This window comes from Micromonospora sp. IBSANI012, from assembly GCF_052814045.1.
Genome location: NZ_CP199933.1, coordinates 5,126,087 through 5,152,014 on the forward strand (window position 1 = coordinate 5,126,087; position 25,928 = coordinate 5,152,014).

Consider the following 25,928-nt stretch of genomic DNA (forward strand, 5'->3'; position numbering starts at 1 on the left):
ATGCCACAGCTAGTGTCCGGCCGAACGGTCACGGCCCTTCTCACCCCCCTGATCGCGGCGGCATCGGTGCTGTTCGTCACCGGTCCGGCCCACGCCGCCAGCCCCCTGCCCTGCGTCTCCGGAGGACCATCCACGGCGGACGCCCAACTCGCCCAGCAACTCAACGGTCAACTGAGCGGCACGCTGACGAATGCCATGACCGCCTACCGGGTCTCCTGCGCTCGCGCCGTGGTGGATCAGGTGAAGCGGCGAGCCCTGCCGCCCCGTGCCGCGGCCATCGCCGTCACCACGACGATCGTCGAAACGACCATCCAGAACCTCGATGGTGGCGATCGCGACAGCGTCGGCCTCTTCCAGCAGCGGGAGAGTTGGGGGACGTTCGCCCAGCGGACCGATCCGGAGTGGGCGACCGACGCGTTCCTCAACAAGATGCTCAAGCTGTCGAACTGGGAGACCGACCCGATCGGCGAGGTGTGCCAGGACGTGCAGATCTCTGCCTACCCGGACCGGTACCAGGTGCAGGCGGGCGACGGGACGATCATCGCCAACGCGTTGTGGAGCGCCGATGGCATCGGCGGCAGTATCAGTGACGTCAGCGGCGACGGTTACGCCGACATCCTGGCCACCAAGCCCGACAGCACGCTGCACTACTACTCGAACAACATCAACTCGAACCCTGACAACCTGCCCTACATCAGCAGCCGGCAGATCGGCAGCGGCTGGAACACCTTCAACCGCGTCATGTCCGGCGACGTCAGCGGCGACGGCTACGCCGACGTCATCGCCACCAAACCCGACGGCACCCTCTGGTACTACCCGAACAACATCAACAGCAACCCGGACAACAAGCCGTACAACACCGGCCGGCAGATCGGCGGTCCCGGCTGGAACACCTACAACCGGGTCCTGCTCGGCGACGTCAGCGGCGACGGCTACGCCGACATCATCGCCACCAAACCCGACGGCACCCTGCACTACTACTCGAACAACATCAAGTCCAACCCGGACAACCTGCCCTACATCGGCAGCCGCGAAATCGGCGGCCCCGGCTGGAACGCCTACAACCGCGTCATGATCGGCGACGTCAGCGGCGACGGCTACGCCGACCTCCTGGCCACCAAGCCCGACGGCACCCTGCACTACTACTCGAACAACATCAACTCGAACCCCGACAACCTGCCGTACATCAGCAGCCGTGAGATCGGCGGCCCCGGCTGGAACGCCTACAACCGCGTCATGGCCGGCGACGTCAGCGGCGACGGCTACGCCGACCTCCTGGCCACCAAACCCGACGGCACCCTGCACTACTACTCGAACAACATCAAGTCCAACCCGAACAACCTGCCCTACATCGGCAGCCGTGAGATCGGCGGCCCCGGCTGGAACAGCTACAACCGCGTCTTCTGACCCACCACACCCGGACCGGGCCTGTCGCGGGTTCCCGCGACAGGCCCGGTCGCGCTCGGCCGTCGCCCTCACCGACGGAACGATGACCGGGTCAGGGGCCGACCAGGCGGTCGTGCCAGGCCACCGCCGCCGGGTCGGTGAGCGACGCCACCTGGTCGACCACCACCCGCAGCCGGGCGGCGTCGTCCGGGGCGGCCTGCCACAGCGGCGCGAAGACCGGGTCGAGCGCGTCCGGCGCCCGGTCGCCCAGCACGCCGACCAGCTCGGCCAGGATCGCCCGCTGCCGGTCGTACCGGGCGCCGGCGCCCGGGCGGTTCATCACGTAGCGCCAGGCGATCCCCTTCAGCAGCGCGCACTGGGCCCGGACCCGGCGCGGCACCACCAGGTCGGCGGCGTACCGGCGGTGCGGGCCCGGGCCGAACCGCTCCCGGGTGGCGGTCACCACGGCGGAGACGAACCGGCCGGTCAGCACGCTGGCGGTGGCCTTCAGCGCGACCTGCGCGCGGTGGCTGCCGTCGTACCCGGCGAGCGCGGCGAGCTCCGGCTCGTCGAGCAGGCCGACCAGCACCTCGCCGAGGTCGGCCGGGGACTCGCCGGAGTAGACGGCGGCCACGTCGACGCAGAGGGCGGCCCGCTCGTCCGGGTCGTCGAGGAGAGGCCGCAGCGAGAGGTACCCGCCGTGGATGCCGTCCTCCACGTCGTGCACCGAGTAGGCGACATCGTCGGCCCAGTCCATCACCTGGGCCTCCAGGCAGCGCCGCACGCCGCCGGGCGGGCCGCCGCCGTCCCCCGCGGGTACGCCCTCGCGCAGCCAGTCGAAGACCGGCCGGTCGTCGTCGTACACCCCGAACTTGCGCAGTCCCGGCTGCCGCGGCCACGGGTACTTGCCGACCGCGTCGAGCGAGGCCCGGGTGAGGTTGAGCCCGGCCGGTACGCCGTCCGGGCCGACCACCTTGGCCTCCAGCCGGGTCAGCACGCGCAGCGTCTGGGCGTTGCCCTCGAACCCGCCGCAGGGCGCGGCGAGCCGGTCGAGGGCGTCCTCGCCGTTGTGCCCGAAGGGCGGGTGGCCGAGGTCGTGCGCCAGCCCGGCGGTGTCCACCACGTCCGGGTCGCAGCCCAGCCGGGCGCCCATCTCCCGGGCGATCTGGGCCACCTCCAGCGAGTGCGTCAGCCGGGTACGCAGGAAGTCGTCGGTGCCGGCGACGTGCACCTGGGTCTTGGCGGCCAGCCGCCGGAAGGCGGCCGAGTGCAGCACCCGGGCCCGGTCCCGCTCGTACGGCGACCGGCCGTAGCCGGTGTCCTTGGGCGCCTCGTCGACCCGACGCCGCGCGTCGGCCGCGTCCCACGGCCCGGCCGGGTCGGCGTCACGCACCCCTCAGCCCTGCTGTCGCAGCACGCAGAACTCGTTGCCCTCCGGGTCGGCGAGCACCGTCCAGGAGGCGTCGCCCTGGCCGACGTCGACGTGCCGGGCCCCCATGTCGACCAGCCGCTCGACCTCGGCCTCCTGGTCGGCCGGACGCAGGTCGAGGTGGAGGCGGTTCTTGGTCTCCTTGCCGTCGGCGACCGGAACGAAGACGATGCCGGGCAGCCGGTCGCGCGACTGGCGGATCTCCACCTCGTCCGGCTTCTCCGCGATCACCTGGTAGCCCAGCGCCTCGGCCCACCAGTGGGCCAGCCGGGACGGGTCCCGGGCGTCGACGGTCAAGCTCTCCCAGACGCTGGTCATGCGGCCACCCTTCGCCGGTCGTATGCAACTGATCGCGGGAGCCCAGGTTACGCCCGGGTGGCCCCCGAGGCGCGCCGGCGAACGCCGCTTGGCGGGTCCGCAACCGCCGATCAGACGACAGTTGTCGACCGATTGCCGACCGTCACGGGATCGCGGGCACGGCGTGGCCTTCGGTAACGTGCCCGGAGCGGTACGTGACACCGACGACCGGAACGCGACGAACGGGGGACGCTCGTGCACGTTGACACGGTGATGGACGCGGAGCTGCGGAGGTTGCGCCGCCGCCGCCCCGAGGTGGCCGGCACGGTGCTGGGCGGGCGCGACGGGATGCTCATCTCCAGCGACCTGCCGACCACCGACGCGACCCACCTGGCCGCCCTCGCCGCGGTGAGTTTCGGGGTGGGGCACCAGGTCGCCCACACGGTGCGCGGCGGCGGCTTCCGCGAGTCGGTGGTGCACACGGCCACCGGCTCCGTGGTCACCTATCCGGCCGGGCGGCACGCGCTGCTCACCCTGATCACCGGCGCGGGTGCCGACCTGGAGGCGCTGCACACCGAGGCGCGGGCGGTGGCCGAGCGGGCCGGCTCGGCGTTCGACTCGCAGCGGGTGGCGGTGGGCGCGACGCCCCTGCCGCGGGTGCACGGCGCGCTCGCCGTGCGTACCCCGCTGCCGGCGCTGGCGCGGCGGCGGCCCGGATCGACCTGGCGGCGCCCGCCGCTGTAGGGCCGGGCCCGCCGCGACGCACCACACCCACCGACGACGACGGCGGCTCCGGGAGCACCCGGAGCCGCCGTCGGTCGTGCGGTCAGCGGCTGTCGGAACCGTCGGTCTCGACGGCTGCCCGGCCGGCCTCCAGCCGGGCCACCGGGACCCGGAACGGGGAGCAGGAGACGTAGTCCAGGCCCACCTCGTGGAAGAAGTGCACCGAGTCGGGGTCGCCGCCGTGCTCGCCGCAGACGCCGAGCTTCAGCTCCGGCCGGGCCGCCCGGCCCTCCTCCGCGGCGATCCGGACCAGCCGGCCCACCCCGTCCCGATCGATGGACTCGAACGGCGAGATGCCGAAGATGCCCAGCTCCAGGTAGCGCCAGAAGAACGCGCCCTCGACGTCGTCGCGGGAGAAGCCCCAGGCCATCTGGGTCAGGTCGTTGGTGCCGAAGGAGAAGAACTGCGCCGCCTCGGCGATCTGCCCGGCGGTCAGCGCCGCCCGGGGCACCTCGATCATGGTGCCGATCAGCACCTCGACGCCGCTGTCCCCGACCACCTCGGCGATGATCTTCTCGGCCTCGGCCCGTACCGTCTCCAGCTCCTGCACCGCGCCGACCAGCGGCACCATGATCTCCGGCTTGGCGACCGCGCCGGCGCGGGTGACCGCGACGGCGGCCTCCGCGATCGCCCGGACCTGCATCGCGAACAGGCCCGGGATGACCAGGCCGAGGCGCACGCCACGCAGGCCCAGCATCGGGTTCTCCTCGTGCATCCGCCGGACGGCGGCGAGCAGCGCCTCCTCCTTGGCGACGTCCTCGCCGCGCTCCTGGGCGACGGCGACGTTGACCGCGAGCTGCTCCAGCGGGGGCAGGAACTCGTGCAGCGGCGGGTCGATCAGCCGCACGGTGACCGGCAGGCCGTCCATCTCGCGGAAGATCTCCACGAAGTCGTCGCGCTGCAACGGCAGCAGCGCGGCGAGCGCCGAGTCCCGCTCGTCGTCGGTGCGGGCCAGGATCAGCCGCTCGACCAGCTCCCGCCGGTCGCCGAGGAACATGTGCTCGGTGCGGCACAGGCCGATGCCCTGGGCACCGAAGCGCCGCGCCCGGGCCGCGTCCGCCCCGGTGTCGGCGTTCGTCCGGACCGCCAGCCGCCGCTTGCCGTCGGCGTGCGTCATGATCCGGTGTACGGCCCGGACCAGCGGGTTGTCGATGTGCTCCGGCTCGATGCTGCCCTCGAAGTACTGCACCACCTCGGACGGCATGACCGGGACCTCGCCGAGGTAGACCTTGCCGGTGGTGCCGTCGATGGAGACGATGTCGCCCTCGTTGACGGTCTGCCCGGCCACGGTGAAGCGCTTGGCCGGCACGTTCACGTCGATCTCGTCGGCGCCGGAGACGCAGGTCTTGCCCATGCCCCGGGCCACCACGGCGGCGTGGCTGGTCTTGCCGCCCCGCGAGGTGAGGATGCCCTGGCTGGCGATCATGCCGTTCAGGTCGTCCGGGTTGGTCTCCCGGCGGACCAGGATCACCGACTCCCCCTCGGCGGCCAGCTCGACCGCCCGCGCGGAGGTGAAGACCACCTTGCCGGAGGCGGCGCCCGGTGAGGCGCCGATGCCCTTGGCGACCGGCTGGAACTCGTGGTCGAGGCGGAACCGGGGGAACATCAGCTGCGCCAGCTGCGCGCCGTTGACCCGGTGCAGCGCCTCGTCCAGGTCGATCAGGCCCTCGTCGACGAGCTGCCCGGCGATGACGAACGCGGCGGCGGCGGTGCGCTTGCCGACCCGGGTCTGCAGCATCCAGAGCTTGCCGCGCTCGATGGTGAACTCGATGTCGCAGAGGTCCTTGTAGTGCCCCTCCAGCCGGGCCATGAACGCGAGCAGCTCGTCGTAGGACTTCTTGTCGAGCTGCTCCAGCTCCTGCAGCGGCACGGTGTTGCGGATGCCGGCGACGACGTCCTCGCCCTGGGCGTTGGCCAGGTAGTCGCCGTAGATGCCCTGGGCGCCGCTGCCCGGGTCGCGGGTGAACGCGACGCCGGTGCCGGAGTCGGGGCCGAGGTTGCCGAAGACCATGGAGACCACGTTGACCGCGGTGCCGAGGTCGGCCGGGATGCGCTCCTGGCGGCGGTAGACCACGGCCCGCTCGGCGTTCCACGACTCGAAGACGGCACGGATGGCCAGGTCGAGCTGCTCGCGCGGCTCCTGCGGGAACTCCCGGCCGGTGTGCTTGACGAAGATCCTCTTGTACGCGTCGACCAGCCCGCGCAGGTCGTCGGCGTCGAGGTCGAGATCGTTGGTGGTGCCCTTGGCGCGCTTGGCCTCGTCCAGGGCGTGCTCGAACTCCTCGCCCGGCACCTCACAGACGGTCTTGCCGAACATCTGGATCAGCCGGCGGTACGAGTCCCAGGCGAACCGGTCGTTGCCGCCGGCCTGGGCGGAGAGCCCGACCACGCTGCGGTCGTTGAGGCCGACGTTGAGGACGGTCTCCATCATGCCGGGCATGGAGAACTTCGCGCCGGAGCGTACGGACACCAGCAGCGGGTCGTCCGGGTCGCCGAGGCGGCGGCCCATCTCGCGTTCCAGGGCCTCCAGGTGGGTGGCGATCTGACCGGCCAGCCCGGCGGGTTCCTCGCCGGTGGCCAGGTACGCCTTGCACGCCTCGGTGGTGATGATGAACCCGGGCGGGACCGGCAGCCCGAGATTGGTCATCTCGGCGAGGTTGGCCCCTTTGCCACCGAGCAGGTCCTTGAGGTCCTTGTTGCCCTCGGCGAAGTCGTAGACGTACTTGTGATCGACCGTCTCTTGCACTGCCACCAGAGCCCTCCCACGCGCGCCGGAATTGACACTTAACGAAGGTTCAGCTGCCTCATACCCCGGGGCAGGCCACCGGTAATCCCGCGCCAGCACCGATCGGTGGGCGAAGGTTAAGCGAACATTGGGGGGCCTGGGACCGTTCGGTGACAATAGGCACAGCCATCACGACTATCCGCGTTCACGGAGGTTTCTGGGAACGCTTCCACGCGCACGATCACGCAATTCCGAGTCTCCTCGTACTCTTGACGGCACCGGTTCTGCTGAACCTGACCTTTGCCATATCCGTCGCAAATACACCCCGGAGTCGCCGCCGTGCCGCCCACCCCCGCCACCACCCCGGAGACCGGTGCCGCCGCCAGCGCCGGGGCCGACCGGGAACCGCTGGGTCAGGTCGACCTGTCCGCCCACCAGCCGGCCGCCGCCGAACTGGCCCGGGCCGCCGAGCTGACCGCCGGGGAGCTGCTGGCCCCGCCCGCGCCGGTCCGACTGGGCGACGTGGTGCCGGCCCCGGAGCAGGTCCGGCCCGACCCGACGGCCGACTTCACCCTCCCCGCCGACGCGCCCGTCCGGGTGAGCCCGGACCCGGACGCCCGGGACGTCGCCGAACAGCTCGCCGAGCTGCTGCGACCGGCCACCGGGTACCCGCTGCCGGTCGTGGTCGAGGCCACCGCCACCGGCGGCCCGCTGGTGCTCACCCTGGCCGCCGCGACGCCGCCCGCCGGCGTACCCCGTCCCCGGACCGCGGCCGAGGACGCAGCGAGCGCGGGCGAGGACGCGGCGAGCGCGGCCGAGGACGCGGCGAGCGCGGGCGAGCCTGGCGGCGTCGCTGGGCCGGCCGGCGCGGCAAGCGCGGGCGGCGTCGCGGAGCTGGTGTCGCCGGGCGGCGCCGATGCTGCGCGGTCGGCCGCCGGGCCGGCCACCGTCGACGCGGATGAGCTGGGCGCCGAGGGCTACCGCCTGGACGTCACCCCCACCGGAGTGCGGATCAGCGCCGACACGGCAACGGGCCTGTTCCACGGGGTGCAGACGCTGCGGCAGCTCCTGCCGGCGGCGGTCGAGAGCCCGTCCCCGGTGGCCGCCCGCTGGGTGGTGCCCGGCGGCGTGCTCGTCGACCGGCCGCGCTTTCCGTACCGGGGCGCGATGCTCGACGTCTCCCGGCACTTCTTCGGCGTCGCCGACGTGCTGCGGGTGATCGACCACCTGGCCCGGTACAAGCTCAACCACCTGCACCTGCACCTCACCGACGACCAGGGCTGGCGGATCGCCGTCGACTCGTGGCCCACGCTGACCACCGTCGGCGGGGCCACCGAGGTCGGCGGCGGCCCGGGCGGTTTCTACACCGGCGCGGACTACCGGCGGATCGTCCGGTACGCCGCCCGCCGGCACGTCACCGTCGTCCCCGAGATCGACCTGCCCGGCCACACCAACGCGGCGCTGACCGCGTACCCGGAGCTGGCGCCGGACCGGGTCGCGCCGCCGCCGTACACCGGCACCGAGGTCGGCTTCAGCTACGTCGACCCGGCCAGCGAGCGGACGTACGACTTCGTCGCCGACGTGCTCGGCGAGGTGGCCGCCCTCACCCCCGGACCGTGGCTGCACATCGGCGGCGACGAGGCGTTCAAGGTCAAGGGTGCGGCGTACACCGGCTTCGTGGAGCGCACCCAGCGGATCGTCGCGGGCACCGGCAAGACGGTCATCGGGTGGCACCAGATCGCCCCGGCCGGGCACACCGAGGGACGGGTGCTCCAATGGTGGGGCACCGACGGCGCGGACCCGGTGGTCGCCGAGGCGGTACGCCGGGGCGCCCGGCTCATCCTCTCCCCCGGCAACCACGCCTACCTGGACATGAAGTACGCCCCGGACACCCCGATCGGGCACGACTGGGCCGGGCTGATCGACGTGCGACGCGCGTACGACTGGGATCCGGGCACCCACGTGGCCGACGTACCGGCCGACGCGGTGCTCGGCGTGGAGGCGCCGCTCTGGACCGAGTCGGTGACCACGCTGGCGGAGGTCGAGTTCATGTTCCTCCCCCGGCTGCCCGCCATCGCCGAGCTGGGCTGGTCGCCCCGCTCGGCGCACGACTGGGCCGGCTTCCGCGAGCGCCTCGCCGGCCACGGCCCGCGCTGGGCCACCGCCGGCATCGCCTTCCACCGCGCCCCGGAGATCCCCTGGCCGGCCGAGCGGGACGGCACCGCCACCCCGACCCCCACCCCGACCCCCACGGGCTGAGCCGCCCGCCGCAAACCGGCCTACCCGCACCCCAACGCCCTGCGGATCTTGGACAGTTACCGTTCCGCTCGAACGGAAACTGTCCAAGATCTCCGCGTTGACCTCCAACCAAGGCCCGCATCGCCCGTTGATCAAGAGGTTTGCGTCCGTCGGGCGGCGTGTCCCTGACGCAAACTTCTTGATCAACGAGGCGGAGGCGGCCCGGGCCGCTGGTTCGGGGCTGGATATCCGGGTTCCGGGTGGGCGGTATCTGCCCGGAACCAGAGGCGGCGGATGGGGCCCGGAGCCGCCGGTTCGGGGTTGGATGTCCGGTTCCGGCTGGGCGGCACCTGCCCGGAACCAGAGGCGAAGGAGGCCCGAGCCGCCGGTTCGGGGTTGGATGTCCGGTTCCGGGTGGGCGGTATCTGCCCGGAGCAGGCCGTCTGACCTGCGGTGTCGTGTGGGCGGGGCCGCCCCGGCGGTGGAATGGCCGGTGGGGTGGGGTCGTTGTACATGGCGTACTTCCGGCGCTCCCCCGGCCGGACGGATCCCGGGACCCGCCCCATGGAATGCGCGGCCGCACGGGCCGGTTACATCCCCCGGACACCCGAGCAGGTCGCGCCGATCGCCGGGTCGATCCCCCTTCTGACTTGTCCCGCGGCACCGCGCCCCTGTTGCGTGTGCCGCGCACCCCCGAACAGAGAGGCAACCGATCATGCGTACCGATCTGATCCGCAAGACCGCCCTGACCGCTGCCGGCCTCGCCTTCACCGGCGCCGTCGCCGGCCCGCTCGCCACCGTCAACACCGACTCGGCCACCACCGACAAGGGCGCCGCGTCGGCGAAGAACGACCGCAAGCCGCACGGCGAGCGTGAGCTGACCATGCGCTACGCGGCCCAGCCGAACTTCTACTACTGCGGCCCCGCGGCCACCCGCAACGCCCTGTCCGTGCAGGGCAAGGACATCGACGTGGACGCCATGGCCAAGGAGATGGGCACCACCGAGGCTGGCACCAACTCCATCAACGACATCACCCCGGTGCTGAACAAGGAGACCGGCAAGAAGGTCTACCGCAGCGTCGAGATCCGCGACAACAGTGCCGACCGCAAGCAGACCGAGAAGCTGCGCGCGGACGTCGTCCGCACCATCGACGACGGCCGGGCCGTGGTTGCGAACATCGCCGGCACCGCCACCGACACCGACGGCCTCACCCACTCCTTCGAGGGCGGCCACTACATCAGCGTCATCGGCTACCGCGACGGCGGCAACGTCGTCACGATCGCCGACTCGGCGAACTCCGACCAGATGTCCTACCGGATGAGCGTGGACAACCTGGCCGACTGGATCGCCACCCGCGGCTACTCCGCCGCCGCCTGATCCACGGCAACACCGACAAGGGCCGGCCCCCACCCGGGGGCCGGCCCTTCGTCGTGTGCGCGTCCGGGCGGCTCGGCGGACCAGCGGCGGTCAGCCGCCGGAGTCGGCCAGCTCGGCGCCCTCGGGCACGGTGTCGTCGTCCCGGCTGGCCAGCCAGCCGTCGGGCAGGAAGACCTTGCCCGGGGAGTTGGTGCGACCGCGCGGCTGACCGAGGGTGGCCACCGGGAAGGGCTCCGTCGGGTCCAGCTTGCCGAGCAGGTCGTCGAGCTGCGCCAGGCTCTCGATCATCGCCAGTTCGCGGCGCAGCTCGCTGCCGACCGGGAAGCCCTTGAGGTACCAGGCGACGTGCTTGCGGAAGTCGGTGCAGCCGTCCCGCTCGCCCCGGGCCGGGGTACGGCTGCCGGCGGTGAACTGGTCGACCAGCAGCTCGGCGTGGCGGCGCATGGTCTGCGCGACCTCGCCGAGGGTGGGCAGCCGCCGCTCGGGGCGGCCGTCGAACGCGGCCTCCAGGTCGGCGAAGAGCCAGGGCCGGCCCAGGCAGCCTCGGCCGATCACCACCCCGTCCACGCCGGTGTGCGCCACCATTCGCAGCGCGTCGTCGGCCTCCCAGATGTCGCCGTTGCCGAGCACCGGCACGTCGAGGGCCTGCTTCAAGGTGGCGATGGCGTCCCAGTCGGCGGTGCCCGAGTAGCGCTGCGCGGCCGTACGCCCGTGCAGGGCGACCGCCGCCACCCCGGCGTCCTGCGCGGCCAGCCCGGCCTCCACGTACGTCAGGTGGTCGTCGTCGATGCCCTTGCGCATCTTCACGGTGACCGGCACCCCGGCCGGTGCGGCGGCGTCCACCGCGGCCCTGACCAGGCGAGCGAAGAGCCGCCGCCGCCACGGCAGCGCGGAGCCGCCGCCCTTGCGGGTCACCTTGGGCACCGGGCAGCCGAAGTTCAGGTCGATGTGGTCGGCGAGGTTCTTCTCCACCACGATCCGCACCGCGGCGGCGGTGATCTCCGGATCGGTGCCGTAGAGCTGGAGGCTGCGGGGCCGCTCGTCGGCGCCGAAGGCGATCATGCGCAGCGTCTTCGGGTTTCGCTCGACCAGGGCGACGGTGGTGATCATCTCGCAGACATAGATACCGCCGCCCTGCTCCCGGCAGAGCTGCCGGAAGCCGACATTGGTGATGCCGGCCATCGGGGCGAGCACCACCGGCGGCCACACCTGGTGCGGCCCGAGGGTGAGCGGGCGGAGCGCGACGGACGGAGCGGGACTGGTCACGTACCCAAGAATCCCATGCCCGGCGCGGTGGCCCGGGGTCCGGTGGCCGGTCACCGCCGCGATGGTGAGCGAACTCGCACCGCGACGGCGACCGGCGTACGGGTCAGTACGTGCCGGGGCTGGACAGGATCAGGCCGGAGACGTCCACGATGACGGACGTGGCCGCGCTGACGTGGATCGCGAACGACAGCCCGTTGCCGTTGTAGCTGCCGAGCTGGACCTCGACCAGGTTGGAGAGGATCTGGTTCGGTCCCCACCAGTTCAGCGACGAGGTCTGCGGCTTGGCGATGGAGGAGCTGAACGCGGTCAGCACCCCGGAGGAGATCGTGTTGGCCACCGTGATGTTGACGTACGCGGCGGTCGCCTTCTCCGCCAGCGCCGGCGGCACGTTCTTGACCGTCAGGTGGATGATCTTGCCGGCGCCGAGCTTGCCGGAGGTCACGCCGGTGCTTCCGGCCAGGATGTTCGCGCCGTAGTTGGCGATCGACCGGGTGTCCAGGATCCGCTGCGGCGGGACGGCCATCGTCCGGTTCGCCCACCGCGACGTGTTGACGTACGCCTTCGCGCCGCCCTTGCCACCGATCACCACGTCACCCTCGGTCGTGACGGTGAGTGAACCGGTCGGTATTTCCTGGGGAATCTGCCGGTCAATGCTCGTGCCGAGGACCAGGGGCGGATAGCCGGGCCGCGCTTCCAGAGCCAACGTGGGCCCGGCAGCGGATCCGCCGACAAGTACGGTCTGCGCTTCCCCCGCGACATTGCCCCTGCCGAGTAGGACAGAGTCGCCGGTGGCCGCTTCGGCCGGGGAGCCGACGACGGCAGCCGCCCCCACACCGGCGCCCGCTGCAACACCGGCCTTGATCATCCGACGACGGGTGGCCGGCGATGTCTCGTCGGTGCTCACGCTGACGGTTTCCTCGGTCTCACGCACGGGGCTGCACCTCCCGGGAAGCGCGCTCGGCGCTGGCCTTGATCGCGTCGGCGCGGACGCCGCTGGTGCCTGTACGGGCGGTCAGGCCCTTCGGGTTGTTGATGACGGCAGACTCGGGGTGGAACACCAGCAGGCCGGTCACGTCGAGGATGATCGCGCTGGCGCTCTTCTGCACCCAGATGGCCACGGTGTCCGGGTAGTAGTCGCCGTTGGCGGTCGACCAGGCGCCGAGCTGGGTGATCACGCCGTTGGAGAGCAGCTGGCCGGCGCCCCACCAGTTGATGGTGGAGGCGTCCGGCGCGGCGCCCCGGCCGTAGACCGTGGCGAAGCCGCCCTTCTCGGTCTTGGCCACGGTGACGTTGCCGATCAGGCCGTCGCCGTAGTTGACGATGCCGTCGAGGTGGACCAGCAGCCAGGCGCCCGCGACCGCACGGCCCTGCGAGTCGATCTGGTTGCCCCCCTCTAGCAGCCGGGTCCGGCCGGCGGCGGAGCGGGTGTCCAGCACCCGGGTCGGCGGGATCGGCACCAGCATGGTGGCGTTCGCCGTGGTGAGCGCCCCATAGTGGTGCTCGGTTCCGGTGGAGTCGCTGCCGACGACGCTGAAACCCGTCTCCGTCGGGTAGAACGCCCCGGCCCGGTCCGATGTGACGGCCTTGCGCTTGAGGTGCAGTGCCGGGCCGGTGTCGTTCTTCAGGACCAGCGTGGCGGACCGGTCGGGTACGAAGGCGACGACCGCAGTCTCGTCGCTGCCGGTGTTGACGAGGCCGAGGGCCACTGGGTCACCCACGGCGGCGGCGGCCGGCGAGGCCTGACCGGTCGAAACGGCGGTGGCCGCGACGGCCGCGCCACCGGTTACCGCAGCGCGGCGCAGGAGTGTACGTCGAGAGGCAGGGCTGTCGGGTTCGGATGAAGTCATCTGGTTCCCCCGTTGGTTGGGTGGACGTTATGGCCGCCTGGCTGCTGACCCGGCGGGCTATGAGCCGAGCAGCACCTGGCTCGGGTGGCCGACCAGCAGGCTGGTCATGTCGACGATCACGTGCGTCGGCGACGAGGTGGCCTGAAGGGTGAGCACACTGCGGTACGCCCCGAAGGCGCCCAGCTCGGTGAAGAGGAAGTTCGACAGGATGGTGCCGGCGGTGGCCCAGTTGACCGTGGAGGCGGCGGGCTTGGTGCCGCTGCCCCAGACGGTGAGCACACCCGCGCCGGTCATCCCGACCACCGTGACGTTGCCCTTGATGGCGTAGCCGTCCCGCACGTACGAGTCGAGGGCGAGCACGATCGGTACGCCCGGCGTGAGCCGGTTGAGCGAATCCAGCGACCCGGAGACGATGTTGCGCCGCAGGTTGGCGTCGCGGGTGTCGAGTACCCGGGTCGGCGGAACGGCAACAGAGGTCGTCGCGTATTCGGTCGTCCACGCCCACCCGTTGGTCGGGGCGGCGTCGGTACCTGCCGAGACGAACAGGTCGCCCTGGTCGTCCACCGCGAACGTGCCGGGCGCGGCGTCCAGCACGGCAGGGTAGAGCCCAGAACTCGGCACCAACTGGAGCGCCATCCCGAAGCTTTGCTGGAGAACCAGGGTCGGCTGGAAGGCCTCGCTCGTGAGCGTCGTGGTGGCCGGGCCGGCGTCGTTCGTCGTACCCATGATGAGGTTGTCGCCCGGGGCCGCCTGGGCCGCGCCGGGCATGCCGACCGCGGCGGCGACACCGGCGCCGGCCGTGGTGGCGGCGACCGTGGCGGCGCGGCGCAGCAGGCGCCGCCGCTTCGGGTCGTGGTCGTTGTCCTGTTGCGACGCGCGCGTCATGCACACACCCCCGTGATGAGATTCAACGCCGGGAATGCTCGCACGAGATCATGCCCGGCTCAACCACCGGGTGGGCGCAACCGCCCGCCGATGGGCCACCGACGGCGACGGCCCCGCCCCTGGTCGGGGCGGGGCCGTCGGGTGCCGGATCAGCAGCCGGGCAGGCGCTCGATCAGGTAGCGCTCGACCTGGTCCAGGGCAATCCGCTCCTGGGCCATGGTGTCCCGGTTCCGCACGGTCACCGCGTCGTCATCGAGGGTGTCGAAGTCGACGGTCACGCAGAACGGGGTGCCGATCTCGTCCTGCCGGCGGTAGCGGCGGCCGATGGCCTGCGAGTCGTCGAACTCCACCACCCAGCGCTTGCGCAGCTGTGCGGCGAGGCCCTTGGCCTTCGGGGAGAGCGCCTCGTTGCGGGACAGCGGCAGCACCGCCACCTTGACCGGCGCCAGCCGCGGGTCGAAGCGCATCACCGTGCGCTTGTCCACGCCGCCCTTGGTGTTCGGCGCCTCGTCCTCGTCGTACGCCTCCAGCAGGAACGCCAGCACCGCGCGGGTGAGACCGGCGGCCGGCTCGATGACGTACGGCATCCACCGCTCCTGCTTCGTCTGGTCGAAGTAGGACAGGTCGACGCCGGAGTGCTTGCTGTGCGTGGAGAGGTCGAAGTCGGTCCGGTTGGCGATGCCCTCCAGCTCGGCGAACTCGCTGCCACCGAACTGGAACCGGTACTCGATGTCGACGGTGCGCTTCGAGTAGTGGGAGAGCTTCTCCTTGGGGTGCTCGTACAGCCGCAGGTTGTCGGCGGAGAGGCCCAGGTCGAGGTACCAGTTCCAGCGCTCCTGGAGCCAGTACTCGTGCCACTGCTCGTCGGTGCCCGGCTCGACGAAGAACTCCATCTCCATCTGCTCGAACTCGCGGGTACGGAAGATGAAGTTGCCCGGGGTGATCTCGTTGCGGAACGACTTGCCGGTCTGCGCGATGCCGAACGGCGGCTTCTTGCGGGCGACCGTCTCCACGTTCTTGTAGTTGACGAAGATGCCCTGGGCGGTCTCGGGCCGCAGGTAGTGCATGCCCTCTTCGCTCTCCACCGGGCCGAGGTAGGTCTTCATCAGGCCGTTGAACATCTTCGGCTCGGTGAAGGTGCCCTTGTTGCCGCAGTTCGGGCAGTTCAGCTCGGACAGCGAGGTCAGCGGCTTGCCGTGCTTCTCGGCGTACGCCTCCTCCAGGTGGTCGGCGCGGAACCGCTTGTGGCAGGACTGGCACTCGGTGAGCGGGTCGACGAACTCGGCGATGTGGCCGGAGGCCTCCCACACCTTGCGGGCCAGGATGACCGCGGAGTCCAGGCCGACAACGTCGTCGCGCTGCTGGACCATGGTCTTCCACCACTGCCGGCGGACGTTCTCCTTGAGCTCCACGCCGAGCGGACCGTAGTCCCACGCCGATCGGGTGCCCCCGTAGATCTCGCTGGAGGGGAAGACGAAGCCTCGGCGCTTGGCGAGGCTGACGACGGCGTCGATACGGTCGGCTGGCATGTTTCCTCCTACGCCGGCTGGCGGTCGGCGGGGACGTGATGTGGACGGAACGAACAGTTCGGGACAACGGTACGACCAGCGGCGTCCCGAGCCCAGCAGAATACTCCGGACCGCTCAGTTGACCCCGCAGACCTCCATGCCGCCGGTCTGCTGGTCCGGCGCGAGGGTGACCTGCTGGGTGTCCCGGAAGCCGCCGCTGAAGGTGACGTCCACCGGCACGGTGAGCGCGTTGGGGTCGACCTCGCCCACCCGGTAGGCGGCGACCGCCGGCTCGTCGGCCGCCCGCTGGGCGAACTCCGCCCGGGACTCGCGCCGCTGCTCCTCGTCGCAGAGCTTGTCGTAGGCCGCGCCGTACTCCTTGCGCACCAGCGCGCGGTAGTAGGCGTCGGTGACCGCGTGCCCCTGCTCCTCGATCGCCTGGGCGTTGCTGATGGTCAGGCCGACCACGGCCGCCCCGCCCCCGCCGCAGCAGATCAGCAGGGCGAGCGCCCCGACGCCGAGGCCCAGCCAGAGCCGCTTGCGGCCACCCTCGGTGGGCGGCGCGGCGAACGGCGGGGCCACTCCCGGGCCGGGCGGCGGGGCCGGCACCCCCGGGTCGGCCGGCGGGGCGCCGTCCCGGCCGGACGTCGCGGGGTACGGCGGTGGGGCTGCCGGGCCGGGTGCGGTCATGAGTGCAGGGTAGTGCCCGCCGGCTCAGCGGTGCGGACTCGCGGCCCGATCACTGCTGGCCACCACGACCCCGCCGTCCGGGGCGGCGCTGGCCAGCGTCTCGTACGCGGACGGCTCGTCGAGCGACTCGGCGAGCAGCGGCACCGCGGCGATCTTGACGTCGAACCCGCCCAGCGCCCGCCGGTACGCCCCGACCGACTCCCACTCGGTGACCAGGCACCAGTGGGCCGGGTCGTCGAGCGCCCGCAGCAGTTCGCCGCGCAGGTAGCCGGGGCGGGCGGCGAGCGCGGCGAGCGCGGCGTGCGCCCGGGCGACGAAGTCGTCGGACTCGATCTCGACCACGAACCGGTTGGTGACCAGCACCGGCGTCCTCCTCGTAGAGTCTGTGGGATGCAGCGTACGCAGAGCCCCCTGCTGGTCCGGCTCTCCCGGGCCAACCCGACGTCGGTGTTCCTCGCCACCCTGGTGGTGGTGCTGGTGGCGTTCTTCGCACCCGGGCCGGTGGGCGGCGTGCTGCTGCTCGCGCTCGCCGCCGGGCTGATCTGGCTGTTGGCGACCACCTGGCCGGTGCAGGCGCCGCAGACCCGGATGATCCGGCTGGTGATGTTGACCCTGCTGGTCGCGGTCGCGCTGGCCAAGCTGCTCTGACATGCACTCATGCGTTTTTGACAATCATTTCCGTTGTCACGGACAGTTGATGTCATGAACATCCGCTCCGCTCCGCGCGCCCTGGCCGCCGCCACCGCCCTGCTCGCCCTGGGCGGCGTCGCCGCCTGCTCGTCCAGCGGGGCGGGCGCCGATCCGCAGCGGGTCGACGTGGTGGCCGCGTTCTACCCGTTGCAGTTCCTCGCCGAGCGGATCGGCGGCGACGCGGTCGCCGTCAGCAACCTGGCCAAGCCGGGGGCCGAGCCGCACGACCTGGAGCTCAACCCGCGCCAGGTCGGGCAGGTCAGCGAGGCGGAGCTGGTCGTCTACCTCAAGGGCTTCCAGCCGAACGTGGACGAGGCGGTGGACCAGAACGCCGCCGACCGCGCCTTCGACGTGGCGACCGTGCAGCCCCTGCTGACCGCCGCGGCCGGCGGCCACGAGCACGAGGGTGAGGCCGGTCACGCCGAGGAGTCCTCCGGCGGCCTCGACCCGCATCTCTGGCTGGACCCGACCCGGCTGGCCACCGTCGGCGACCAGCTCGCCGAGCGGCTCGGCCGGGCCGACCCGGAGCGGGCCGCCGACTACACCGCCCGGGCCAGCACGCTCCGCGGCGAGCTGGAGCAGCTCGACGCCGAGTTCGCCGCCGGGCTGAAGACCTGCCAGCGCCGGGAGATCGTGGTCAGCCACACCGCCTTCGGCTACCTGACCGAGCGCTACCAGCTCGAACAGGTCGGCATCACCGGCCTCACCCCCGACACCGAGCCCTCCCCGCAGCGCCTGGCCGAGGTCGCCGCCGAGGCCCGCGAGCACCGGGCCACCACGATCTTCTTCGAGACCCTGGTCAGCCCGAAGGTCGCCGAGACCATCGCGGCGGAGGTCGGCGCGAAGACCGCGGTGCTGGACCCGATCGAAGGGCTGTCGACCGACTCCGGCGGGGACTACCTTTCGGTGATGCGCACCAACCTGCAGGCCCTGCGGACGGCGTTGAGCTGCTCGTGACCGCACCTGTCATCACCGTCACGCACGGGGCGGTCGGCTACGACGGCCGACCTGTGCTGCGTGACGTCTCGCTCACCGTCACCGCCGGCGAGGTGGTCGCCGTCCTGGGGGCCAACGGCTCCGGCAAGTCCACCCTGATCCGCGCCGTGCTCGGGCTGGTCCCGCTGGCCGCCGGCTCCGTCGAGCTCTTCGGCACCCCGCAGCGCCGGTTCCGGCAGTGGCGGCGCATCGGGTACGTCCCGCAGCGGCTCGGCGCCGGCGGCGGCGTACCGGCGACGGTGCGCGAGGTGGTCGCCTCCGGCCGGCTGGCCCGCCGGGGCGTGCTCCGCCCGCCGGGGCGGGCCGACCGGGAGGCGGTCGACGCGGCGCTGCGCGCCGTCGGGCTCGCCGACCGGGCCGCCGATCCGGTCGCCACCCTCTCCGGCGGTCAGCAGCAGCGCACCCTGATCGCCCGGGCCCTCGCCGGCCGGCCGGAGCTGCTGGTGCTCGACGAGCCGACCGCCGGGGTCGACGCGGCCAGCCAGGAGGCGTTCGCCACCGCGCTGCGCGACTTCGTCGCCGACGGCGGCACCGTGCTGCTCGTCGCCCACGAGCTGGGCCCGCTGCGACCGCTGATCAGCCGGGCGGTGGTGGTGCACCAGGGTGGGATCTGCCACGACGGCGCGGTGCCCGAGCCCGCCGGCCACCACGCGGAGCCCGACCACGACCACGTGCACCCGCACGGTCCCGACGAGCCCGCCGGGCTGTGGAGCAGCTGACCATGGAACTCTTCCAGTACCCCTACATGCAGCGCGCGCTGATCGGCGCCCTGGTCATCGGCCTGGCCGCCCCGGCGCTCGGCATCTACCTGGTGCAGCGGCGGCTGACCCTGATCGGCGACGGCATCGGCCACGTGGCGCTGACCGGTGTCGGCGCCGGGCTGCTGCTCAACCGCTCCCCGGTGCTGGTGGCGGTGGTCGTGGCGACCCTCGGCGCGATCACCATCGAGCTGGTCCGGGCGCGCGGACGCACCTCCGGCGACCTCGCGCTGGCACTGCTCTTCTACGGCGGCATCGCCGGCGGGGTGATGCTCGTCGGGCTCTCCGACGCCACCAGCGCGAACCTCAACGCGTACCTGTTCGGCTCGCTGACCACCATCTCGCCGCAGGACCTGATCACCATCGCGGTACTCGGCGCGGCCATCCTGGTCACCATGCTGGCGCTGCGCCCGGCGCTCTTCGCGGTCTGCCACGACGAGGAGTACGCCCGGGTCGCCGGGCTGCCGGTCCGGACGTTGAACCTGCTGCTGGCGGTGGCCACCGCGGTCACCGTCACCATCGCCATGCGGGCGGTCGGGGTGCTGCTGATCAGCGCCCTGATGGTGGTGCCGGTGGCGACCGCGCAGCAGGTCACCCGGGGTTTCCGCAGCACCATGACGGCGGCCATGGCGCTCGGCCTCTTCGCGGCCGGGGCCGGGGTCTGGGTGGCGGCCACCGCCGACACCGCCCCGGGCGCCTCGGTGGTGCTGCTGGCGATCGCCTCGTTCCTGGTGGTCGCGCTCGCCGCCGCCGGCTGGCGGACGCTGCGCCGGCGGTCCACCCCGGCGGGTACGCCGGCGGCCGAGCCGCACGAGGTCGTGCTCCGGTGACGCCGCCCCGGCACCTGTCGGTGGTATTGGTTAGCGTTGCAGGGTGACCGGCACGAACGGCTACGAGGCCTACGAGGGCGCAGGTGACCTGCTCCGCGCCCTGTCCGCCCCGATCCGGCTGGCGATCGTGAGCGAGCTGGCGCAGGGTGAACGGTGTGTGCACGAGCTGGTGGAGAAGCTCGGCGCCCCCCAGCCGCTGGTCTCCCAGCACCTGCGGGTGCTGCGCGGGGCGGGGGTGGTCCGCGGCTCGCGGCGCGGCCGCGAGATCGCGTACGCGCTGGTCGACGAGCACGTGGCGCACATCGTGGCGGACGCGGTGAGCCACGCCGGGGAGGGGTCATGAGCGAGGGGGCGCTGCGGAACACGCGGCAGCGCACGGCGGTGAGTTCCCTGCTCGCCGAGGTGGAGGGCTTCCACAGCGCGCAGGAACTGCACGCGATGCTCCGTGACCGGGGCGAGCGGGTCGGGCTGACCACCGTCTACCGCACGTTGCAGGGTCTCGCCGACGCGGGCGAGATCGACGTGATGCGCCCGCCCGGTGGGGAGCACCTCTACCGCCGGTGCAGCGAGGGGCACCACCACCACCTGGTCTGCCGGGCCTGCGGTCGCACCGTCGAGGTGGCCGGGCCGGCGGTGGAGACCTGGGCCGAGCGGGTCGCCGCCCAACACGGGTACGCCGACGTCAGCCACACCCTGGAGATCTTCGGCACCTGCCCGAAGTGCGCCGCCTGACGGCGATTCAGGGGGTGCCCGCCGCGCCGCGTCGTGGCACGCTGTCCGGCGTGAAGATCTACGCCGATCGCTTCCCCGTCGCCCTCCGTCAGCTCCTCACCGACCTGCTCGTCGTCGTCTGGGTGTACGCGGCAATCCGCTTCGCCCTGTGGGTGCACGACCTGGTGCAGAAACTCGCCGTACCCGGACAGAAGCTGGAGGGGGCCGGCGGTGGTCTCGCCGACAACCTGGCCGAGGCCGGCGGCAAGGTCGGCCGGGTGCCGCTGGTCGGCGACGAGCTGACCGCCCCCTTCGAGCGGGCGGCCGAGGCGGCCCGCGCGGTCGCCGACGCCGGCCGGGACCAGCAGGAACTGGTCGGCCAGCTCGCCCTGGCCCTCGCCATCGCCGTGCTGGTCTTCCCGCTCGCCCTGGTGCTCTTCGGCTGGCTGCCGCTGCGGGTGCGCTGGATGCGCCGGGCCGCCTCGGCGAAGGCGCTCGCCACCGCCCCGGCCGGGCGGGACCTGCTGGCGCTGCGTGCCCTCGTCGGGCAGCCGCTGCGCAAGCTGACCAGGATCGATCCGGACGTGGCGGAGGCGTGGCGGCGGGGCGACGACGCCACCGTCGACGCGCTCGCCGCACTGGAGCTGCGCCGACTCGGCCTGCGGGGCGGCCGCTAGGGTGTGGCGGTGCTGTACTTCCTGATCGTCGTCGCCGTGCTGCTGCTCGGGTACGCCGCCGTCCTGGTGAGCTTCGTCCGCAAGGGTCGCAAGATCCCGCCGCAGGCGTACCTGGTGCTCGCCCTGCTCAACGGGCTGATCCTCGCGGCGGTGCTGGCCTGGGCCATCGCCCGCTGACGCGAGCGACGGCCCAGCCCTTGCTCAGCCGCCCTGGCGCGGGATCCGGCGGCGGACGTCCGGCGTGGTCGACGGGCCGGGTGACCAGCGCGCCACCCAGGGGGTGTCGGCCGGCGGGGTGAGCACGCCGGACTCCAGCGCGGCGTACCGGCCGGCGAGGATCCGCTTCGCCGCCGCGACGTCGACGGAGTCGGTGTTCTCCCACAGCGCGATGAACAGCTGATCCACCCGGACCCGGGCCTGCCGGCAGAACAGGTCGGCCAGCTCGACGTTCTCCGGGCGGGTGTCCCGCTCCGCGTACGCCCGCACGCAGACCGCGGACATCGCGAACAGCTCCGCGCCGATGTCCACCACCCGGCCGAGGAACGCCTGCTTGCGTTCCATCTTTCCCTGCCAGCGGGACATCGCGTAGAAGGTCGAGCGGGCAAGCTTGCGGGAGTGCCGCTCCACCTGCCGCAGGTGGGCGGCGAGCGGGCCGAACTCGCCGTACGCGTTGGGAGTCTGTCCCCTGCCGACGGCGAGGGTGGGCAGCCACCTGGCGTAGAAGGCCCCGGCCCGCGCCCCCGCCCTGGCCTTGCGGCCGAGGCCGGCGTCCGGGTCGATGATGTCGCCGGCGACCGAGAGGTGCGCGTCGACCGCCTCCCGGGCGATGAGCAGGTGCATGATCTCGGTGGAGCCCTCGAAGATCCGGTTGATCCGCAGGTCCCGCAGCATCTGCTCGACCGCGGCCGGGCGTTCGCCCCGGGCGGCGAGCGAGTCGGCCGTCTCGTAGCCGCGCCCGCCCCGGATCTGGATCAGCTCGTCGGCGATCTTCCAGGCCATCTCGCTGGCGTAGAGCTTGACCAGGGCCGCCTCGATCCGGATGTCGTTGCGGTCGTCGTCGGCGAGCAGGCAGCAGAGGTCGAGCATGGTCTCCATGCCGTACGTGGTGGCGGCGGTGAAGGCGAGCTTCTGGGCGACCGCCTCGTGCTCGCCGACCGGCCGGCCCCACTGCACCCGGTCGGCGGCCCACTCCCGGGCCACGTTCAGCGACCACTTGCCCGCGCCGACGCACATCGCCGGCAGCGACAGCCGACCGGTGTTCAGCGTGGTCAGGGCGATCTTCAGCCCCTTGCCCTCGCCGCCGATGACGTTCTCCCGGGGCACGAAGACGTCGTGGAACCGGGTGAGGCTGTTCTCCAGGCCGCGCAGGCCGAGGAAGGCGTTGCGCCGCTCGACCGTGATGCCGTCGCTGTCGCCGTCGACCACGAACGCGGTGATGCCGCCGCGCCGCCCCTCGCCGGCCGGCACCCGGGCCATCACCACCAGCAGGGTGGCCACGGTGCCGTTGGTGGCCCAGAGCTTCACCCCGTTGAGCCGGTAGCCCGTGCCGTCGGCGGTCGGCTCGGCGATGGTGGCCAGGCGGGCCGGGTCGGAGCCGACGTCCGGCTCGGTGAGCAGGAACGCGGAGACCTCCCCGGCGGCCAGCCGGGGCAGGAAGCGCTGCTTCTGCTCGTCGGTGCCGAACATCTTCAGCGGCTGCGGCACGCCGATCGACTGGTGGGCGGAGAGCAGCGCGCCGATCGCCGGGCTGACCGAGCCGGCCAGCATCAGCGCCCGGCAGTAGTGCAGGTTGCTCAGGCCGAGACCACCGTACTTCCGGTCGATCTTCATGCCGAACGCGCCGAGTCGGGCCAGGCCCTGGAACACCTCGTCCGGGATGGACGCGTCGCGCTCGATGGCCCCGCCGTCCACCTCGGACCGCAGGTACGCCCCGAACTCGGTGAGGAACCGCTCGGCCCGCGCGTCGTCGTCCGGGTCGGACCGGGGCCAGGGGTGGATCAGGTCGAGCCGGAACCGGCCGAGGAAGAGCTCCTTGCCGAAGCTGGGCCGGTCCCAGGCGGTTTCCCGGGCCGCCTCGGCGACCTGTCGGGCCTCCTTCTCGGAGACCTGGCCCGCCTCGGCCGGCAGCGGCCCGGCGCCGTCCTCGGTGGGTCGGCTGTTGTGCGTCGTGGTCACGGCTGCCCCCTCGAACCTCGGTCCGGATGCGTCAACGTGCTCGACAAAAGCAACGCTACCCCCGGGTGTTACCCAGGGGTAGCGTTGCGCGCACGTCGATTTCCCGGCCCGGTGACCGGGTCAGTCGCCGGTCAGCACCTGCGGCTCGTCATCGTCGTCGTCTTCGACGTCCTCACCCCAGTTGCGCCGGGCGATCGGCAGGAAGACCCAGAAGGTCAGGAACCACAGCGCGGTGAGCGCGCTCAGCACCAGGGCCACGCCGCGGTGCAGCACGAAGTCAGTGATCAGCAGCACCGCGCTGACCATCGAGATCAGCATGAAGGCGAGGCCGGCGCTGGCCATCCGGTGGGCGAAGCGCACCAGCTCCGGCTTGCGCCCTTGGCGGAACAGCGCGCGATGGAAGGCGACCGGCGAGATGATCATCGCGGTGGCGGCCGCCGCCGACAGCAGCGAGACGATGTAGACGTCCTTCTGGAAGCCGCTGGTCCGGGTGAAGCCGTTGCTGAACGGCAGGGTCAGCAGAAAGGCGAAGAGGATCTGCACGCCGGTCTGCGCGACGCGCAACTCCTGGAGCAGGTCGGCGAAGTTGCGCTGCCAGCGCTGCTTCTCGGATTCCTTCGACACGCGCTACCTCCGGAAGAGACGGTACTGCCGACAGGGCTCACCCCGCCGGCAGCAACGCCAATGCCCCTACCAAAGCAGCGCGAAACCGGCTCACGATGCCTCCCCTCGTTTGCGACTGCGGGGCTCGCAAACCCGGCTCACTCCTCGCGCTCACGCCCCTCGGCGGATACGGCCGGCGTACCGGGCCTCCAGCGCGGCGTTGTGCTCGTCGCCGCCGGTGATGTTCGCCGACAGGTAGACCGGGGGCCGCTCCCCCGCCGCGATCAGCCGGGTCACCGTCTCGGCCACGATCTGCTGGGCCAGCAGGGCCGCGGTGATCGAGGAGACCGCGCCGACCGCGCCGCCGTCGGGCAGCGGCAGGGTCGCGTCACCGTACGGGGCGCCGTTGTCCAGCACCACGTCGGCGAAGTCGGCGAGCTTGCGCCCGGACGGGTGCCGCGAGGCCATCCGGCCCGAGTGCTGCGCCGAGGTGATCGCCACCAGCCGGTGCCCGCGCTCGACGACCAGCGACGCGAACTCCACCATCGCGCCGTTGACGCCGGAGTTGGAGGCCAGCACGAAGATGTCCGACGGGCGGACCGGGGCCAGCTCGTAGAGCCGGTGCGCCACGGCCGGATCGCGCTCCAGGTGCGGCCCGAGGATGCTCGCCGGCTCGCCGCCCAGCAGCACCAGGTCGCGCAGCGCGATCCGGTTGGTCGGCACCAGCCCGCCGGCCCGGCCGGCGATCTCCATCGCCAGCGCCTCGGAGTGGCCGGTGCCGAAGGCGTGCACCACCCCGTCGGCGCGCAGCGCCTCGGCGATCAGGTCGGCCGCCCGACCCACCGCCTCCCGCTGGCTCGCGGCCACCCGGCCGATCGTCTCGGTCACCACCGCCAGGTATGCCTCGGCGCTCACCGTCATGCGTTCCTCCGTCCGCTCGTCGGTCCTGTTCGTCGGGTCGGCCCGCGGCGGGCTCAGTCCAGGCCGCGTACCCGGGCCAGGATCGCCTCGGCCAGCGGGGCCGGCGCCTCGTCGGGAATCCAGTGGGTGACGCCGGGGAGCGCGACGAACCGGTACGGCCCGGTCACCTGGGCGGCGCAGGCCTCGGCGGCGGTCCGGCCGATCGCGACGTCCCCATCGCTCCAGACGAAGGTGGTGGGCACCGCGACCGGCCCGGTCCGCGCCAGGTCGGCCCGGGACATGGCCCGGTACCAGTTCAGCGCCCCGGTCAGCGCGCCCGGCTCCCGCATCGGCTCGGCGTACCGGGCCACCTGCCGAGCGGCGCCCACCCCGGAGAGCAGCCGGCGCAGGGCGGTCGCCTGCATGGCCAGCAGCACCTTCTCGGCCTTGCCCGGCTGGCGGAACAGCAGCATGTACGACGAGCGCGCCTTCTGCCGCGGGTCGTTCGCCAGCGCGTGCGCCATCGCAGCCGGATGCGGCACGGAGACGGCGGTCAGGGTGCGGACCCGCTCGGGATGACCCGCGGCGAGGCCCCAGGCGACGATGGCGCCCCAGTCGTGCCCCACCACGTGGGCCGCCTGGACACCCAGCGCGTCGAGCAGCGCCACCGCGTCCGCGACCAGCTCCGGCAGCCGGTAGGCGGCCACCTCGGTCGGGCGGGCGGCCGGCGAGTAGCCCCGCTGGTCCGGCGCGTACGTGCGCAGGCCGGCGGCGTGCAGCGCCGGCACCACGTCGTCCCACTCGCCGCCGTGCTGCGGGAAGCCGTGCAGCAGGAGGACGGGTTCGCCGCCCTCCGGGCCGCCGGTGCGTACCTCGAACGTCAGCCCTCGCGCCTCGACCCGCATGATCGGCAGCCTACCCAGCCCGGCGGTCGTCCACCCGGGCCGACCGTGGCGGGGTCGGAGCTGTTAGCGTCGACGAGACAACTTCACATCCGACAGGGGAGCGCACAGCGCTGAGAGTGCGGGCACCGCCCGCAGACCCTCGAACCTGATCTGGGTAATGCCAGCGCAGGGAGTTCGGTCGACCTCCAGCCGCGCCGCCGTCCGGTCCCACACCGGGCGCGGCGTGCGTCTTCTCCTGGTTCGATCATTTG

General features: G+C 72.4%; 26 protein-coding genes and 1 riboswitch. Of the genes, 12 read left to right on the plus strand and 14 right to left on the minus strand.

Annotation, left to right across the window (positions count from 1 at the left end; translation table 11 throughout):
* Positions 1-1,407, plus strand: coding sequence for an FG-GAP-like repeat-containing protein (locus tag ACTWM8_RS23585; protein ID WP_446210939.1), 1,407 nt, complete (start codon positions 1-3; stop codon positions 1,405-1,407).
* 91 nt (positions 1,408-1,498) lie between these two features.
* Here the strand turns inward: ACTWM8_RS23585 and ACTWM8_RS23590 are convergent, their stop codons facing one another.
* Both ACTWM8_RS23590 and ACTWM8_RS23595 read right to left on the minus strand, forming a co-directional pair.
* Entirely contained in the window at positions 1,499-2,779 is a 1,281-nt protein-coding gene (locus ACTWM8_RS23590) for a deoxyguanosinetriphosphate triphosphohydrolase (protein WP_446210940.1), read from the minus strand.
* A gap of 3 nt (positions 2,780-2,782) precedes the next feature.
* Positions 2,783-3,133, minus strand: a complete 351-nt coding sequence (locus tag ACTWM8_RS23595) for a VOC family protein (RefSeq protein WP_210777301.1) — start codon at positions 3,131-3,133, stop codon at positions 2,783-2,785.
* A 252-nt stretch (positions 3,134-3,385) separates the two neighbouring features.
* Here ACTWM8_RS23595 and ACTWM8_RS23600 point away from each other — a divergent pair, with 252 nt between their 5' ends.
* A complete protein-coding gene (locus ACTWM8_RS23600) occupies positions 3,386-3,856 on the plus strand; it encodes a roadblock/LC7 domain-containing protein (protein ID WP_446214644.1) in 471 nt (156 codons plus the stop codon).
* 82 nt (positions 3,857-3,938) lie between these two features.
* Here ACTWM8_RS23600 and ppdK read toward each other — a convergent pair whose 3' ends face one another.
* The gene (ppdK, locus tag ACTWM8_RS23605) at positions 3,939-6,647 is read right to left on the minus strand and encodes a pyruvate, phosphate dikinase (protein ID WP_446210941.1); all 2,709 of its coding nucleotides are present in this window, start codon (positions 6,645-6,647) and stop codon (positions 3,939-3,941) included.
* Positions 6,648-7,073: 426 nt separating this feature from the next.
* On the opposite strand from ppdK, the gene ACTWM8_RS23610 reads away from it, so the two are divergent.
* On the plus strand, positions 7,074-8,879 hold the full coding sequence (locus ACTWM8_RS23610) for a family 20 glycosylhydrolase (RefSeq protein ID WP_446214645.1): 1,806 nt from the start codon (positions 7,074-7,076) through the stop codon (positions 8,877-8,879).
* Between the two features lie 694 nt (positions 8,880-9,573).
* A complete protein-coding gene (locus tag ACTWM8_RS23615) occupies positions 9,574-10,236 on the plus strand; it encodes a C39 family peptidase (protein WP_446210942.1) in 663 nt (220 codons plus the stop codon).
* Between the two features lie 90 nt (positions 10,237-10,326).
* Here ACTWM8_RS23615 and dusB read toward each other — a convergent pair whose 3' ends face one another.
* The 7 genes from dusB to ACTWM8_RS23650 all read right to left on the minus strand — a co-directional run bounded on the left by dusB (position 10,327) and on the right by ACTWM8_RS23650 (position 16,795).
* Complete coding sequence (gene dusB, locus ACTWM8_RS23620) at positions 10,327-11,418, minus strand: tRNA dihydrouridine synthase DusB (RefSeq protein ID WP_446214646.1); 1,092 nt, start codon at positions 11,416-11,418, stop codon at positions 10,327-10,329.
* Between the two features lie 187 nt (positions 11,419-11,605).
* Complete coding sequence (locus tag ACTWM8_RS23625; RefSeq protein ID WP_446210943.1) at positions 11,606-12,088, minus strand: hypothetical protein; 483 nt, start codon at positions 12,086-12,088, stop codon at positions 11,606-11,608.
* Between the two features lie 337 nt (positions 12,089-12,425).
* Complete coding sequence (locus ACTWM8_RS23630; protein ID WP_446210944.1) at positions 12,426-13,208, minus strand: hypothetical protein; 783 nt, start codon at positions 13,206-13,208, stop codon at positions 12,426-12,428.
* A 198-nt stretch (positions 13,209-13,406) separates the two neighbouring features.
* A complete protein-coding gene (locus tag ACTWM8_RS23635; RefSeq protein WP_446210945.1) occupies positions 13,407-14,234 on the minus strand; it encodes a hypothetical protein in 828 nt (275 codons plus the stop codon).
* 149 nt (positions 14,235-14,383) lie between these two features.
* Positions 14,384-15,763 carry a glycine--tRNA ligase gene (locus ACTWM8_RS23640; protein ID WP_446210946.1) on the minus strand — a complete coding sequence of 460 codons (1,380 nt, stop codon included), beginning with the start codon at positions 15,761-15,763 and terminating at the stop codon, positions 14,384-14,386.
* A gap of 114 nt (positions 15,764-15,877) precedes the next feature.
* Positions 15,878-16,351, minus strand: a complete 474-nt coding sequence (locus ACTWM8_RS23645; RefSeq protein ID WP_446214647.1) for a hypothetical protein — start codon at positions 16,349-16,351, stop codon at positions 15,878-15,880.
* Positions 16,352-16,456: 105 nt separating this feature from the next.
* On the minus strand, positions 16,457-16,795 hold the full coding sequence (locus ACTWM8_RS23650) for an antibiotic biosynthesis monooxygenase family protein (RefSeq protein WP_446210947.1): 339 nt from the start codon (positions 16,793-16,795) through the stop codon (positions 16,457-16,459).
* A gap of 27 nt (positions 16,796-16,822) precedes the next feature.
* Here ACTWM8_RS23650 and ACTWM8_RS23655 point away from each other — a divergent pair, with 27 nt between their 5' ends.
* The 8 genes from ACTWM8_RS23655 to ACTWM8_RS23690 are packed head-to-tail and all read left to right on the plus strand — an operon-like array spanning position 16,823 to position 21,271.
* Positions 16,823-17,080, plus strand: a complete 258-nt coding sequence (locus tag ACTWM8_RS23655; protein WP_446210948.1) for a DUF6703 family protein — start codon at positions 16,823-16,825, stop codon at positions 17,078-17,080.
* Positions 17,081-17,134: 54 nt separating this feature from the next.
* Positions 17,135-18,079: a metal ABC transporter substrate-binding protein gene (locus ACTWM8_RS23660; protein WP_446210949.1), complete on the plus strand. Its 945-nt coding sequence runs from the start codon at positions 17,135-17,137 to the stop codon at positions 18,077-18,079.
* On the plus strand, positions 18,076-18,837 hold the full coding sequence (locus ACTWM8_RS23665) for a metal ABC transporter ATP-binding protein (RefSeq protein WP_446210950.1): 762 nt from the start codon (positions 18,076-18,078) through the stop codon (positions 18,835-18,837). The genes ACTWM8_RS23660 and ACTWM8_RS23665 overlap by 4 nt, the downstream gene beginning before the upstream one ends.
* A 2-nt stretch (positions 18,838-18,839) precedes the next feature.
* On the plus strand, positions 18,840-19,706 hold the full coding sequence (locus ACTWM8_RS23670) for a metal ABC transporter permease (protein ID WP_446210951.1): 867 nt from the start codon (positions 18,840-18,842) through the stop codon (positions 19,704-19,706).
* A 43-nt stretch (positions 19,707-19,749) separates the two neighbouring features.
* Positions 19,750-20,049 carry an ArsR/SmtB family transcription factor gene (locus tag ACTWM8_RS23675; protein WP_154942519.1) on the plus strand — a complete coding sequence of 100 codons (300 nt, stop codon included), beginning with the start codon at positions 19,750-19,752 and terminating at the stop codon, positions 20,047-20,049.
* The gene (locus ACTWM8_RS23680) at positions 20,046-20,438 is read left to right on the plus strand and encodes a Fur family transcriptional regulator (RefSeq protein ID WP_088960811.1); all 393 of its coding nucleotides are present in this window, start codon (positions 20,046-20,048) and stop codon (positions 20,436-20,438) included. Before ACTWM8_RS23675 ends, ACTWM8_RS23680 begins: the two co-directional genes overlap by 4 nt.
* Positions 20,439-20,488: 50 nt before the next feature.
* On the plus strand, positions 20,489-21,094 hold the full coding sequence (locus ACTWM8_RS23685; RefSeq protein ID WP_154942517.1) for a hypothetical protein: 606 nt from the start codon (positions 20,489-20,491) through the stop codon (positions 21,092-21,094).
* Positions 21,095-21,103: 9 nt separating this feature from the next.
* Positions 21,104-21,271, plus strand: a complete 168-nt coding sequence (locus ACTWM8_RS23690) for a hypothetical protein (RefSeq protein WP_436679981.1) — start codon at positions 21,104-21,106, stop codon at positions 21,269-21,271.
* Between the two features lie 24 nt (positions 21,272-21,295).
* Here ACTWM8_RS23690 and ACTWM8_RS23695 read toward each other — a convergent pair whose 3' ends face one another.
* From ACTWM8_RS23695 to ACTWM8_RS23710, 4 genes are all read right to left on the minus strand, one after another.
* The gene (locus ACTWM8_RS23695; RefSeq protein WP_446210952.1) at positions 21,296-23,269 is read right to left on the minus strand and encodes an acyl-CoA dehydrogenase family protein; all 1,974 of its coding nucleotides are present in this window, start codon (positions 23,267-23,269) and stop codon (positions 21,296-21,298) included.
* Between the two features lie 120 nt (positions 23,270-23,389).
* Positions 23,390-23,893 carry a DUF6328 family protein gene (locus tag ACTWM8_RS23700; RefSeq protein WP_446210953.1) on the minus strand — a complete coding sequence of 168 codons (504 nt, stop codon included), beginning with the start codon at positions 23,891-23,893 and terminating at the stop codon, positions 23,390-23,392.
* Between the two features lie 150 nt (positions 23,894-24,043).
* Positions 24,044-24,793: an SIS domain-containing protein gene (locus ACTWM8_RS23705; protein WP_334570237.1), complete on the minus strand. Its 750-nt coding sequence runs from the start codon at positions 24,791-24,793 to the stop codon at positions 24,044-24,046.
* Between the two features lie 53 nt (positions 24,794-24,846).
* A complete protein-coding gene (locus ACTWM8_RS23710) occupies positions 24,847-25,677 on the minus strand; it encodes an alpha/beta fold hydrolase (protein WP_446210954.1) in 831 nt (276 codons plus the stop codon).
* An 84-nt stretch (positions 25,678-25,761) separates the two neighbouring features.
* Positions 25,762-25,867: riboswitch (TPP riboswitch) on the plus strand.
* Positions 25,868-25,928: the final 61 nt, after the last annotated feature.

Excerpts from the sequence above, each read along its gene's own strand:
- ACTWM8_RS23615 (WP_446210942.1), top strand. The coding sequence starts at position 9,574 with ATGCGTACCGATCTGATCCGCAAGACCGCCCTGACCGCTGCCGGCCTC.
- ACTWM8_RS23680 (WP_088960811.1), top strand. The coding sequence starts at position 20,046 with ATGAGCGAGGGGGCGCTGCGGAACACGCGGCAGCGCACGGCGGTGAGT.
- dusB (WP_446214646.1), bottom strand. The coding sequence starts at position 11,418 with ATGGCCGGCATCACCAATGTCGGCTTCCGGCAGCTCTGCCGGGAGCAG.
- ACTWM8_RS23595 (WP_210777301.1), bottom strand. The coding sequence starts at position 3,133 with ATGACCAGCGTCTGGGAGAGCTTGACCGTCGACGCCCGGGACCCGTCC.
- ACTWM8_RS23670 (WP_446210951.1), top strand. The coding sequence starts at position 18,840 with ATGGAACTCTTCCAGTACCCCTACATGCAGCGCGCGCTGATCGGCGCC.
- ACTWM8_RS23585 (WP_446210939.1), top strand. The coding sequence starts at position 1 with ATGCCACAGCTAGTGTCCGGCCGAACGGTCACGGCCCTTCTCACCCCC.
- ACTWM8_RS23600 (WP_446214644.1), top strand. The coding sequence starts at position 3,386 with ATGGACGCGGAGCTGCGGAGGTTGCGCCGCCGCCGCCCCGAGGTGGCC.
- ACTWM8_RS23710 (WP_446210954.1), bottom strand. The coding sequence starts at position 25,677 with ATGCGGGTCGAGGCGCGAGGGCTGACGTTCGAGGTACGCACCGGCGGC.
- ACTWM8_RS23705 (WP_334570237.1), bottom strand. The coding sequence starts at position 24,793 with ATGACGGTGAGCGCCGAGGCATACCTGGCGGTGGTGACCGAGACGATC.
- ACTWM8_RS23655 (WP_446210948.1), top strand. The coding sequence starts at position 16,823 with ATGCAGCGTACGCAGAGCCCCCTGCTGGTCCGGCTCTCCCGGGCCAAC.
- ACTWM8_RS23635 (WP_446210945.1), bottom strand. The coding sequence starts at position 14,234 with ATGACGCGCGCGTCGCAACAGGACAACGACCACGACCCGAAGCGGCGG.
- ACTWM8_RS23660 (WP_446210949.1), top strand. The coding sequence starts at position 17,135 with ATGAACATCCGCTCCGCTCCGCGCGCCCTGGCCGCCGCCACCGCCCTG.
- ACTWM8_RS23640 (WP_446210946.1), bottom strand. The coding sequence starts at position 15,763 with ATGCCAGCCGACCGTATCGACGCCGTCGTCAGCCTCGCCAAGCGCCGA.